General features: G+C 67.2%; 9 protein-coding genes. 3 read left to right on the forward strand and 6 right to left on the reverse strand.

Translation table 11 applies throughout. The features are described 5' to 3' along the window. Window positions 1-39: 39 nt before the first annotated feature. A complete protein-coding gene (locus tag FHS96_RS02535; RefSeq protein WP_429587753.1) occupies window positions 40-453 on the forward strand; it encodes a hypothetical protein in 414 nt (137 codons plus the stop codon). Window positions 454-521: 68 nt separating this feature from the next. Here FHS96_RS02535 and FHS96_RS02540 read toward each other — a convergent pair whose 3' ends face one another. The 6 genes from FHS96_RS02540 to FHS96_RS02565 all read right to left on the reverse strand — a co-directional run bounded on the left by FHS96_RS02540 (window position 522) and on the right by FHS96_RS02565 (window position 11,015). Continuing rightward, on the reverse strand, window positions 522-1,481 hold the full coding sequence (locus FHS96_RS02540) for a family 8 glycosyl hydrolase (RefSeq protein WP_429587754.1): 960 nt from the start codon (window positions 1,479-1,481) through the stop codon (window positions 522-524). Between the two features lie 52 nt (window positions 1,482-1,533). Next, a complete protein-coding gene (gene bcsD / locus FHS96_RS02545; protein ID WP_429587755.1) occupies window positions 1,534-1,926 on the reverse strand; it encodes a cellulose biosynthesis protein BcsD in 393 nt (130 codons plus the stop codon). Window positions 1,927-2,009: 83 nt separating this feature from the next. Further along, window positions 2,010-5,495, reverse strand: coding sequence for a cellulose biosynthesis protein BcsC (locus FHS96_RS02550; protein WP_429587756.1), 3,486 nt, complete (start codon window positions 5,493-5,495; stop codon window positions 2,010-2,012). 3 nt (window positions 5,496-5,498) lie between these two features. Next, window positions 5,499-9,887, reverse strand: coding sequence for a UDP-forming cellulose synthase catalytic subunit (gene bcsA, locus FHS96_RS02555; protein WP_429587757.1), 4,389 nt, complete (start codon window positions 9,885-9,887; stop codon window positions 5,499-5,501). Between the two features lie 10 nt (window positions 9,888-9,897). Then, a complete protein-coding gene (locus tag FHS96_RS02560) occupies window positions 9,898-10,647 on the reverse strand; it encodes a cellulose synthase operon protein YhjQ/BcsQ (protein WP_429587758.1) in 750 nt (249 codons plus the stop codon). After that, the gene (locus FHS96_RS02565; RefSeq protein WP_429587760.1) at window positions 10,647-11,015 is read right to left on the reverse strand and encodes a hypothetical protein; all 369 of its coding nucleotides are present in this window, start codon (window positions 11,013-11,015) and stop codon (window positions 10,647-10,649) included. Before FHS96_RS02565 ends, FHS96_RS02560 begins: the two co-directional genes overlap by 1 nt. A 221-nt stretch (window positions 11,016-11,236) precedes the next feature. On the opposite strand from FHS96_RS02565, the gene FHS96_RS02570 reads away from it, so the two are divergent. Both FHS96_RS02570 and FHS96_RS02575 read left to right on the forward strand, forming a co-directional pair. Then, window positions 11,237-12,082, forward strand: coding sequence for a diacylglycerol/lipid kinase family protein (locus tag FHS96_RS02570; protein ID WP_429587762.1), 846 nt, complete (start codon window positions 11,237-11,239; stop codon window positions 12,080-12,082). A gap of 70 nt (window positions 12,083-12,152) precedes the next feature. Further along, window positions 12,153-13,076 carry a pirin family protein gene (locus FHS96_RS02575; RefSeq protein WP_429587763.1) on the forward strand — a complete coding sequence of 308 codons (924 nt, stop codon included), beginning with the start codon at window positions 12,153-12,155 and terminating at the stop codon, window positions 13,074-13,076. Window positions 13,077-13,120 lie beyond the last annotated feature (44 nt).

The following is a 13,120-nucleotide window of genomic DNA, read 5'->3' on the forward strand; positions in this document are numbered from 1 at the left end:
CGCCGAAACAACGGCACAGGCTGGGGATCCGGAGCAATGATGACGACGCGTTTGGCGCGGCTGCTTCTGTGCGCGACTATCGGTTTGGCAAGTCTCGCCGCGGCACAACCCGCGACCGCACCCGCGATGCCGGCGCTCGCCGCGCTCGAAGGGGGCGAATGGACGCTGCGGATCGCGGGCGAAGATGGCGCGCGGCGGATGTGCCTGGGCGATCGCACCGCGCTGCTACAGGTGCAGCATGCGGGCATCGCATGCAGCCGGCACATCGTCGCCAATGATCCGCAGACGGTGACGGTGCATTATAGCTGCCCAGGTGCGGGCAGCGGCCGGACGACGGTGCGCGTCGAAACCCCGCGGCTCGTGCAGATCGATACGCAGGGCATCCGCAACGGTGCGCCGTTCGCCGATACGTTCGAGGGCCGCCACATCGGAAGCTGCACCACCGCACATTGACACGGCGCGAATGAGGTGAGGTACACCGCCGCCGGACGCGGCGGCCCCGCCCCGGAGCGTCGCCCGCCTCAAAGCGTCGAGAGCGTCTTGAGCACCGATGCGTAATAATCGGGCTGGCCGCCTGTGGTGCAGGAGGGGGCGCTGCTGCCCAGCAGGCGGCGGACCACCGCGCAGCCGCCTTCCGATATCGCATAGGGCGCGACGGCGCCGGTTACGACATCGACCCAGGCCGGGATCGGCCGGTTCTGGTCGGCATAGCTGTGCCAGAAGCGCGCGATCGTCGGCGCCATGTTCTGGCGGCCGGCGAGCGACAGATAGAGCGGGACGCGGATCGCATCGAAGCCGAAATAGGGGTCCTTGCCGATCGCCGGCAGCGCACGTCCATCATCAAACACATCGGTCCAGTCGGTCGGCAGCGCGAGCGGCCCGGCGCGGGCATCGGTCAGCAACTTCTCGCCGTCGCGGATCACCGGGCCCCAGGCGGCGTCGCCATCGGCTTGGCGGAACGCATCGAGCGCGGGCCAGATATAGTAGGAAAGGTTGATCGTCAGCCGGTCCGGATGGAAGAAACCCTGGATGCCGGGAACGAGCAAGGTGCGCTTCCCGCGCTGGCGGATCAGCAGCATCCGGATCGAGGCGCGGATCTGCGCTGACCGGTCTCGCCACGCCTGCACCTTCCAGCGCTGCCCTGCGCGGAGCAGCGCCCAGGCGATCAGGATATCGCCGTCGGTGGCATTGTTGGGATCGCTTACCGGTTGCGGCAGCGACGGATCGTAGCGCCAGGAATAGAGCGCGTCATCGTGGCGCGCGAGCGTGCGCTGCGTCCAGTCATAGATCCGTTCGAAGCTTTCACGGTCATTGGCCGCCTCGGCCATCACCATTCCGTAGCCCTGGCTCTCGGTGTGGCTGATGCCGCGATTGCCGGTATCGATCACGCGCCCGTCGGGCTGCATGAAGCGCGCCCTGAAATCGCCCCAGCCATCGATGCGGTGGGGCTTGGGCGGTGCGGCGGGAGCGCATCCGGCCATCAATGTCGTCAATCCCCCCAGCAATACTGTCCGCCGCCGGATCACCATGACGTCAATAACCGTGACGAAGGTGGATCACGTCGGGCGACCGCCGCAATATGCGCGTTTCGATCGACGTACCGCTGCCGAGCTTGTGAAACCAATGCTCATAGGCGCCGACCAGGATGTGCGGCGCAACCTTGCCCCAATTGCCGGCCTCGTCACTTTCAAGGTCCATCGGCATGTCGCGATGATAGACGTCGATGCCCTCATCATCGAGTTCGAGGCGGACGGAACCCCAACCGAGGATCTCCCAAAGGCGGTTTATCGCAACGACCAGATCCTCGGCCTGCTCGATGCCGTCAAGGTTCAGTTCGCGCGCGACGCGTTCGCCGATCTTTCGGAAGAAGCCGGCCCATTGCTCATCGTCGGTGGAGGCGAGAATTTCATCGATCGTCAACGCCATGATCGCAGGCATCGATCTGACGAGGGCCTGCCCCGTCCTTAGACCCAAATCCTGGCGATCCTGGTCGAGACGGCCCATGAACATCAGTTACTGCCCCCAATCGTCTGGCGGATGCCGAGCAGGCTCCGGAATTCCTTATACTGCCCGAACGTGTTGTAGTTCAGCTGGCCGCCCACGCGCGTCGTGTCGCTGACCCGATAATAGGCGGACGCGCCGGTGGTGATACCGAAGCCGGTGCGGCTGAGCGAATCATATTGCGCACGCACATCGTTGTTCTGTGCCTTCAGCGCATCCAGAGCCGCCTGCGCGGCCACGTCGACCGGATAGAGCGGCACCGCGTCCTGATCGAAGCTCTGGAAACCAGGGGTCACGCTCGCCTCGATCTCGAGCAGGTCGGTCCGCCGCTGGTAACGCATCGGGAACGACACGCTGAAAAAGGTCTGCGGGCTGAAATAGCCGCCATGACCGAGCGTGAAATAGTTCTGGTTGTTACTGAAGTGCTGATAGTTCGCGTTGACGCCGACCGTTGCCGAAGAGTGGCCGTCGTTCCAGACACGGAGATAGCCGCCGACATTCGCCTGAATGCCCTCATTGTCGCGGACTTCTGTGCCATCATAATGATGGTACGAACCATCAGCGTAGACACCGGTTCCATCGCGATCATAGGAGAAGGAGACGCCGCCGCCCGTCTTCGTCACCGCGCCCCACATCTGGCCAGACACCGGATCATAGGTGCCGGCATAGGAAATGATGCTGTCGGTCACTGCGCGGCGTTCGGCCCACACCCGCGCGCTGCTGTAACGCGACAGGCGCGGGGAAACCGCGATGCCGCCGGTCATGTGCGTCTTGATGAAGCCGATCGGCGTGATGCCGACATCGGCCTGCACCAGTTCATGCTGATAGGCGGCAGAGAGCGCCACGCCGGAATCGCGCTGCGATTCCGCGTTGACGAGCTGTGACGGCTGCTGCGCGACGATGCCCTCGGCCTCGCGGGTGCCGTTGCGGCCGAATCGGGCAAGGCTCGATCCGGTCGGCCGGCCGCTGTCGAGAACCACGGCGGTCGCCTGGACGGACACGCGGCCGCCCACCAGCCCGGTCGAGATCTTGGTGTCGGCGGTCAGCTCGCGCAGCTTGCTGAGCCCGGTCTCGCCCGACCGCTGGCGATAGCCGGTGTTGACCTCGACGCGGGGAGCGCCGTCGCTGCGCATGTCGCGGATATCGCGGTCGATCTGCGCCAGCACCGGATCGCCCGATACGGCGGGCTGCATCGGCGCCGATGGCGCGGGGTAGGGCTGCTGGCCCGGGAAGCCGCCTGCGGCGGGCGCCGCCCCGGGAAAGCCGCCCTGTGGCGGATAGCTCTGTGTGGCATAGGTACCGCCGCCCGGCGGCGGATAGGCCTGCGCCGGATAAGCACCCCCGCCTTGCGCGGCGTAGCCGGCAGCAACCGGGTAGGGCTCCGCTGCGGGTGCGGCATAGCCGGCCTGCGGCTGCGGATAGCTCTGCGGTACCTGGGCATCATAGGCCGGGAGGGCGGCGCCCAGGGGCTGGCCGCGACCGTCCAGATTGAAGGGATTGATCGGCATCGGCGCCGCGGGTGACTGGCGCTGCATGTTGGTGAACGGGTTGTTCGATGTGAAGCCGCCCGTCGCCCCGCCGGACTGGCCGATATAGAGCTGGCGTGCGCGCTGCAGGTAGCGCTTGGCATTGCCCTCATTGCCGCGTGCGCGCTCCATCCGGGCCGCCGCAAGATAGACGTTATAGTCGCCGGGGCTCAGCGCGATCGCGCGCTGGGTGGCGGCGCGGGCGCGATCATAGTCGCCGGTGGCGGCGGCGGTGTCGATCAGGCCGAGCAGCGCGCCCTTGTCCGCCGGCGCCTGGTTGAGCACCATCTGGAAGGTCTGCGCCGCCTGCGGGTTGAGGCCGCCGCTTTGGTAGAGGCGGGCCAGCGCGGACAGGATGTCGAGGTTGCCGGGCGACTGGTTCCACTGACCCTGCAGCAGATCGAACGCCTGTGCATATTGGCCCTGCTCCCGGAGCCGGTCCGACTGGGATGCGGCGAGGACGCCGTTTAGCCGCGCGACCGCGCGCTGGCCGTCCATGCTGCTGCCGGCGCGCTCGCTGGCGGTGCGGATCGCGGAAAGCGCGAAACTGTCCTGCCCCGCGCGTGCGAGCACCCGAACGATACCTTCATAGTCGGCCGGCTCGCCGGCCGGCTCGTTCAGCGCCGACTGCGCGACCTGCGCGGCGCCGCCGGGATCGCCGGCATCGAGCAGCGCCTGCGCGATCGCGCTGCGGTTGGCGATCGACAGGCCCGGCTGTGCCGCCGCCTCGCGCAGCGCAGCGCCCGCCTGCGTGGTGAGGCCTTGCGCGGCGAGCTGCTTCGCGCGCGCGATCGCATTGTCCGCGCCGATGCTGCGCTGGAGCGTGGCCATTTCGGTCGTGCGCTGGCTGAACGGAATGCGATCGATCAGCGCGGCCGCCTCGGCGGGGCGACCGATCTGCTGCGCAAGCAATGCCGCCGCGAACAACGAGTCTGCATCGGTGTTGTTGCGCAGCCCGGCGATCACGCCGTCCACCTCCGCGCGGCGGCCCTGCCGGTCGAGGAAGCGGCCATATTCGTAGCGGATCCAGGGATCGCTCTGGTCGGTGAGGATGCCGCGCTGGAACAACTGGCTGGCGGCATTGGCATCGCCGGCATTGGCGGCGGCAAGCGCCTGCGCGCGGATGGTGCGCGCCTGCAGCTTGGGATCCGCCTTGGTCGCGCCCTGGCCGGCCTGCGCATAGAGCTGCGCCGCCTGATCGTAGCGGCCCTCGCGCTCGTAGATGCTGCCCAGCAGATCATAGGCGGCGGCCTTGTCGCGGAAATCGGAGGCGATCAGCCCCTCGGCGATGCGGCGGGCATCCTCGGTGCGGCCCGCGTCGGCGGCGGCATTGGCTTCATCGATGCCGGCATAGAACCGCGCGGAGCCCAGCGCTTCGGCCCATTTGCCGGCATCACCACCGCGCGACGCGCGCAGCAGCAGATCGCGGGCGTCGGTAAAACGTCCTTCGCGCAGCCGGACGATGCCGAGGCCGCCGAGCGCGTCGCGATCATTGCCGTTGCGTGAGATCGCGGTCTGGAACTGGCGGGCGGCGGCACCGAGGTTGCCGCGATCCAGTTCGCGATAGCCTGCGGCGCGGGCATCACCGCCGCGATCGACGGGTGCTGCGGGGCGGGGCGCCGGAGCGGCGCCGGCGCTTGCGGCGGGACGCTGCGGCGTGGCGACACGCGGTGCCGCGGGTGCCGGCTGCGGACGCTGCGCCTGCGCCGGGCGCGGGGCGGGCGCAGGCGCCGGGGTGGGGGCTGGCCTTGGTGCCGGCGCCGGGCCGCTCAGCGCCGCCTTGGCGGCGGCATTGTTGGGATCGATCGCCAGCACGCGGCGAAAGGCCTGGCGGGCCAGATCCTGCCTGCCTTTGCTCTGCCAGTAGCGGCCCTGGCTGAGCAGCGTCTCGACACCCTGCTGCGCCTGGGCGGGAACCGCCGTTATCGCCAGCGCGAGGAGGGACACGGAAAGCAACGCGTTTCGCATCGGTCAGGCCTTGTCGATGGCGGCCAGGCGCTTGCGCTCCTGACGCTTGAGGAGGTGGTAGATCGGGCCGCAGATCAGGATCGCGACGATGATGGCGGAAAAGGCCATCAGGATCGGATGCTGGCTGAACCAGTAGGCGAGGCGCATGAACCAGGGCAGGTCGCCCACCCAATAGGTCTCGCCCACGGCATAGCTCACCATGCCCTCGCCATTGACGACCGAGAGGTCGCCCTGGACCATCGCGTTGACCTTCACGTCGGCAAGGCCTTCGACCATGCCCGGCAATGTCACCGTGTCGCTCGCGAGCAGCGCGACGACGCTGTGCGCCTTGCCGAACGGCGATTCGAAGCTGACGAGGCCGGTGAAGCTGTTGGTGTTGTAGAGGAAGGCGTCGGCCGCCTCCGGTGCGCGATCGAACGGCGAGAAGCCGTAGAAGATCCGTTCCACCATCGTGCGCTGCGGCACGCGCAGGCGCCCATCCTCGAAGCGGACCGGTGCCTTGGCGAAGAGCTGTTCGGACTGGGCGAGCTGCATGCCGCCGATGACGATGATGTCCTTTGCGCCCAGCGCTTCGCTGTCGATCGAGCGCGTGACCATGACGCCGGTGACCGGCGCACCGGTGGCGTCGCCGAAGCGGCCCATGAGCTGGAGATAGGCCTCCACCGTCGCGCTGCTCGGCTGCGTCGCCATCACCACTGCGGTTTCCGCCAGATCCGGGCGGATGGTGAAGGGATAGCCGGCGTTCGCGAACGCCGCGAGGTCGGGCATGCGCAACGCGTGATAGGCCTTCGTCAGGTCGATCGTGCTGTCGGGCAGGATGCTGGTGTGGACATTGTCCGGCACCGTGCCCTGGCACTTCTTCTTGTCGGCGATGACGAGGTTGTAGTCGAAGATCAGCTGGTTCTGGCCGAACAGGTTGTAGCGCGGCAGCACGACATCGGCACGCGAGGTGTAGGCCGTCGCATATTCCTGCGCGAACAGCCGATCCCACCAGCTCGCACCGCCCAGCGGCAGCGTCTGCAGATATTGGCCGTTGACCGAGAGATCGAGGCGCGAGGCGCGGCGATCGAGCCAGGTGGCGCCGGGATAGCGATAGTGAAGGTTCAGATTGGCGCCCTGGCGCGGCCAGAAGAACAGGTCGGGCGCGACGCGGAAGTCGGTGGTGAGCGGACCCGGCGGCAGGCCGAGGCCCTCGAGACGGTAGGAGGGCGCAATCTCGCCCAGCCGCACCGGGCGATCCGAACGCAGCCACTTCGGCGCGCCATAGCGCGGATAGGCGGGGATGCGGGCGTTATCGACCGAGACCAGCGCGCCGCCGAACACGCCGCGTCCGCTCGCCAGCGCCGCCGCGGCCAGCTTCAGCTCGCGCGCGTCGCGGCCCATCACCAGCAGAAGCTGGCTATTGGGATCGGCGGGATTGCGGATGACGCCCAGCGAGGCACCGGTGATGTTGTTGGGAATGCCGGGCAGGCCGCGGCCGGGGGTCATGAAGACCACCGCATTGCCTTGCGGCAGGCTGCCGAACGAGGGCTTGAACGCAAAGCCGCGATAGCTGGCCATGCCGCCGAACCAGGATGCGACGCTGGCCGCCGCTTCCAGTTCCGGATCGTTCGGCGAACCGGCGAACACGAAGGGCAGGGTCAGCGGTTTGATGTCGTACTGGTCGTAAAACGGGTTGGGCAGCCGCTGAAGGTTGGGGGCGATGGGCAGCGCCTGCGTGGTCAGCTCGAAATAGGAGCGGACGTTGCTGATATTGGCCCACAGCGAGGAGTGGAAGGGATCCTCGCAATCGCGGGCATAGTGGCCGAGCAGGCGCAGGTTGAGCTGGTTGTTGCCCGGCAGGAACAGCGCCGGGTTGACCGGGATCGAGAGCACCTGGCCCGCGGCCGAACCCGGATCGAGCTGGATCGTACGCACGACCTCACCGTTCAGCAGCACGACGAGCTGGCTGAGATCGCCCAGCATCGAGGGGGAATAGGCGAAGTTGAGCGTCAGCGTGGCATCGGAGACGACCTGGTCGCCGCGCATGCCGAAGGGGATGCCGATTTCGCCGCGCACGCCGGCGAGCCGGATCGGGGTTGTGACGCGCAGATCCTTGAGCGTCACCCGCTCGCGCTTACCGCCGGCACCGGCCGGCAGCGCGGCAGGCGCCGCGCCCGCAATCGCGGTCGCATCCGGATCGGGCACCGCCGCGTCGGGCATCGCCTGCGCGAAGGCCGGGCGGGCGGTGGCGAACAGCGCGGCGGCGCCGAGCAGCGCGATCATGGCGGCGGCAGCGGCGGCCCGGCGCTTCTTGCCGGGCAGCAACGAGGAGAAGATGCGCCGCAGCGTCAGGCTGTCGACCTTCAGGATATCCGCCATCGAGCGCGCGCTGGAAACCGCGGCCATCGGCTTGGCCTGCTGCCACGCATCGCAGCGGCCCATCACCGCGCGCACGAGCAGGCGGGCACGGATGGGCTCCAGCGGCTCGAAGCGCACCTGGGCGATGCCGCGGTCCATGCGAACCGTCTCAACCTCGATCGTCAGCGTATCATCCCCCATCGGCAGCGAGACGGCGGTGACCGACCGGCCCTGCAACGTGAAGCCCTGCGGCATGGTGGCGGCGAAACCGCCCATCGAAATGTCCCGCGTCACGCCTTCGACGACATAGCCGTCCTCGAAATGGAGCGTCACCGGCAGCGCGACGTCGATGCGGATGTGCTGGCGGGTCTGCCGCCGTTCACGCGCGACCGACAGTGCCGCGATCAGCGTCACCAGGCTGAAAATCGCCCAGGTCGTGTTGAGCAGCAGCGTATCGAGCTGGATGTTGAAGATGTGCGGGAAGAAGAAATATTTCACGCAACCGAAGGCGATGCCGGCCACGAGCAGCCCGGCAACGATGAGGTGCGGCCGCACCGTGGTGAAATCATAATAGGTCTGGTTGAGCATGCCGCCCTTGTCGGTCACGTTGAACTTCCCCTTGCGCGGCTGGAACATCGTGAAGACGGTGGGCTTCACCAGATGGAAACACAGCAGTGTTTCATAGACTTCGCCCCAGAAGGGCCGGCGATCGCCGCCTTGGGTTCGCTCGCTCGACTGCGCGGAGACCACGAGGTGCGGCAGTGCATAGGCGAAGATCAAAGCCGCGGAGGCATGGATGATGTTCTGGCCGGCCAGCAGATAGGCGAGCGGCGAGGTGAGGAACACGATCCGCGGCAGCGGAAACTGGAAGTGCAGCATCGCATTCAGGTAGCAAAGCCGCTGGGTGAACTTCAGGCCCTTGCCGAGCAGCGGATTGTCGATGCGGAAGATCTGCGTCATGCCGCGCGCCCAGCGGATGCGCTGGCCGATGTGGATGACGAGACGCTCGGTGGCGAGGCCGGCTGACAGGCGCGTGCCGAGATAGGCGGTGTTCCAGCCCATCCGCTGCAGCTTGAGCGCGGTGTGCGCGTCCTCGGTCACGGTTTCGCCGGCGAAGCCGTTGGTCTGCATCAGCGCCTCGCGGCGGATGATCGCGCAGGAACCGCAGAAGAAGGTGGCGTTCCAAAGATCGTTGCCGCGCTGGACGGCGCCATAGAACAGATCGCCTTCGCCCGGCAGGTCGCTGACCGATTCACCCAGGTTCCGCTGGACGGGGTCGGGCGAATAGAAATGGTGCGGCGTCTGCATCAGCGCCAGCTTGGGATCCTTGTTGAACCAGCCGACGGTGAGTTGCAGGAAGGCGCGGACCGGCACGTGATCACAATCGAAGATCGCGATCAGTTCGCCGTCGGTCTTCTTCATGGCGGCATTCATGTTGCCGGCCTTGGCGTGAAGATTGTCAGCGCGCGTCAGATAGCCGCAGCCCGCCTGGCGCGCGAACGCCTGGAATTCGGGGCGGCGGCCGTCATCAAGGATGAACACCCGGAAGCGGTCGGCCGGATAATCCATGTCCATTGCCGCGTAGACCGTGTTCGCGACGATCTCGAGACTTTCGTTGTAGGTCGGCACATAGACGTCGACGGTGGGCCATTCCTCCGGCGGGCCTTCGGGCTCGATCACCGGCCGCGGCAACTGCCACGCGGTCTGCAGGAAGCCGAGCACGAGAATGATCCAGGCGTAGAGTTCAGCCAGATAGAGGCCGGTGCCCAGGAAGAAGCCGATCGGTGAATCGAAATCGAGCGTCGTCGTCGTCCGCCACACGATGTAGCGCGTCGAGACCAGCAGCGAGAGCGCGGCGATCGCCAGCGTCGCGCGCTGGCCCTTCACGCGGGTCATGATCATGGCGCCGAAGATCGAGACCGCGGCGAAGATCCACTGTTCCTGAAGATCCATCGGCACGGTGATGACGAGGACGGCCAGCGAGCCGACCGCGACCGCAGCGGCCACGCTCAGCGCGAGATTCAGAAGCGACGATTTCCCCTGTTTTGCCATGATGCCCGCCCTATCGCTTCGCCGCGCCGCGCCGGCCGCCGCCATCGGCGTCTTCCGCCTGCAGGGCGGTGCGGCCCAGACGCTGTTCGACCGCGGCGGCAAGCCGGGCGACATCGCCATGGATGATGCTGCTCGGCGCCGCCTTGGTGAGTGGTTCGAACCGGGCCAGCGCTTCGTTCACTGCCTCGTCGCGGCGGACATTGGCGACGAGCGCATCGCCCAGCAACTCGCGCACGAACTTGTTGCTGTCGCGCGAGAGGCGGCGCGTGTCGTCGATCGAATTGAGCACGAACGCGGTCTTTTCCAGCGCCACCGTAGCGGTGCCGGGCACGACCAGCGGCAATGTGGCGAGCGCGGCCGCCTGCGGCATCAGCGTGCAGATGTGGAGGTCGCAGCGATCGTAGAGGATCGACTTGAGTTCGAGATCGCCCGATTCGACATCGACGATGGTGATGTGCTGCGAATTGAAGATCCCGGCATGCCCCGCCGCCAGGGCTTCCCGGAAATCGCGTTCCTGCGCCAGATCATAGCCGTTGAGCAGTTCCACGCCGTGGACGACGGTGACGTCGCCCGGGGTGCGGCTCATGTTCGCGAGGCTCTGGCTCGGCAGGATCGCGAAGTTCAACTTCAGCGCGCCCTGGAAGGTGAAGTCGATCGCGGTCACCTGATGGCCGCGATGCGCGAGCTGGATGGCCAGTTGCGCGGCGAGGAAGCTGTTGCCGACGCCGCCCTTGGGCGAATGGAAGAGAATGAGAGACATCAGTCCTTGTCCGCAAGGCGGCCGAGGAACTGCCGCAGGTTGCCGTTGCGCTCGGCGGGTTCCGGTGTGCCGCCATAGCGGCTGAACAAACCGGTCCGCTGCGGCGCGCGCGTTTCGCCTTGCTGCGCCTGCCCATGTTGAACAGGCGCGCGATCGACCGGACGGCGCTTCGCTTCGGTCCGCCGTTCGCGGACTTCCACGTCGGCACCGCGCAATTCAGTGTCATGGCCACCGATCACGCGTTCGTCGGTCAGCAGCGCTTGAAACAGCGGCCAGAGTTCCATGTCGACGAACTGGTCAGGGAATTCGCGATAGCGAAAATCCTGGCGGTTCAGTCGTTCGAGAAGGCTGCGGGCATCCTGACGCATCGGTGGCTCCGGTGGTTTGCGGGGGCAGCTATGGGTTCAAATGGTTAATAAGCCGTCGATCTTTTGCCCACCCCAAAATTGTGGATCGAAAATGGAGATAACTCGGGCGTGTCCGCAGCGACACAGGTCCGCGGTGCTGCAACGCCAGCGCAACGATACCGTGCTTCGGCTGTTCTCGCGCGTGAACACTGCACGCGCGGGGTTCGGCACTTGGGGGCGAAATGCAGACACTCTGGCTGATCACCAACCCAGCATCCGGTTCGTCGAGCCCTTCAAAATGCGCCGCGATCGAGGCGCTGTTGCATGATCGCGGGTTAACGATTGCGGGGCGCACGGAGTTTCCGGGCGATTCGTTGCCCACTGCAGCAGACCTCGACGCGGCCGGCATCGACCTGGCGGTGTTGTTTGCAGGCGATGGAACGATCAACGCAGCCTTGTGCGCGCTGGCATCATGGCAGGGCGGGTTCCTGATCCTGCCGGGCGGCACGATGAACCTGCTCGCCCGCGCGCTCCACGGAGAGGCCGATCCGGCGGCGATCGTGGCCGCGGCGCATGGTGCGTCGCGTCGCGTCGCACTGCCGATGATCGAAGCCGGGCCGCATCGCGCCTTCGTGGGGCTGATCCTGGGACCGGCGGCGCATTGGTACCGCGCGCGCGAGATGGCCCGCGCAGGGCGGCCGCGGCGGATGCTTTCCGCAGCACTCGGCGCTTGGCGGCGGACGTTCGGACGTGGCATCCGCATCGCGGGCGCGCCGGGGTTGCGCGCGCGCTATCAGGCGGTGTTCGTCCAGCCCGGCGCGACCCGCCTCAGCGTCGCCGCGATCGATGCGCGGGATTGGCGCGCGATCGTCCAACTGGGATGGGACTGGCTCACCGGGGACTGGGTGCGCGCCCGCGCGGTCGACGAAGCGCAGACGGAGGTCCTGCGGCTGGCGGAGGGCAAACCCGTGCTCGCTCTGTTCGACGGCGAGCCGGTGCGGCTGGAGCCTGGCACGCGCATCACCCCCGGGCTCAGCCGGAAGGCATTTATCGCGACCTTGCCGGAGGTTGACGGCGAAGCGGGCTGAACGAGGTGGAGCAACCGGGCCGACCTGCTATCGTTACCCGGCAGCTAGCCGAGAACCAGGGAGCATGATGATGACGACGCGGCCAAGCGGGATCGACGGGGTCGAGATGGTGGTGCTGCCGCCGCTGCGCGACCTGGGGGACGGCTTCAAGGTGCGGCGCGCGCTGCCTTCGGCGCATCGGCGGATGGTGGGACCGTTCATCTTCCTCGACGAGATGGGGCCGGTGACGCTGGACGCTGGCCATGGCCTCGACGTGCGCCCGCATCCGCATATCGGCCTCGCAACCGTCACCTATCTGCTCCGGGGCGAGATATTGCACCGCGATTCGGTTGGCAGCGTGCAGCCGATCCGGCCGGGCGAGGTCAACTGGATGACGGCAGGATCCGGCATCGTCCATTCGGAGCGCAGCGGGCCGGAGGTACGCGCTGCCGGCGGTGCGCTGCACGGGCTGCAGACGTGGGTCGCGTTGCCCCGCACGCATGAGGAGACCGCGCCGAGTTTCGTCCACCACAGTGCGGACGCGATCCCGTCGGCCGCAGCGGACGGCGTCTCGATCAACCTCGTCATCGGCGCGCTCGACGGGCTGGTTTCGCCGGTCGAGACCTTTTCGGAGATGGTCTATGCGGCGATTACGCTGGCGGACGGTGCGCGTTACCGGTTAGGCACCGACCATATCGAGCGCGCGATCTATGTCATCGACGGTGCGCTGACCGTAGAAGGGCAGATCGGCCGCTTCGAGGCGGGCGAACTGGTGCTGCTGAAGCCAGGCGCGGAAATCGTCGTGCGCGGCGATGGCGCGGCGCGGCTGGCGCTGGTGGGTGGCGAGCCGCTCTCCGAGCCGCGCTTCATCTACTGGAACTTCGTCTCCTCCTCGCGCGAGCGCATCGAGCAGGCGAAGGCGGACTGGCGCGAACAGCGCTTCGCGGCGGTGCCGGAGGAGAGCGAGTTCATCCCGCTGCCGCCGGATCCGCCGCTGCCGGTAAGGTATCCGTAGAAAGATCTCCATTCCTCCCCGGCGCGCAGCGTCGGGGAGGACAA

The organism is Sphingomonas zeicaulis (genome assembly GCF_050433225.1).
In the GTDB taxonomy this organism is placed as follows: Bacteria; Pseudomonadota; Alphaproteobacteria; order Sphingomonadales; family Sphingomonadaceae; genus Sphingomonas_D; species Sphingomonas_D zeicaulis.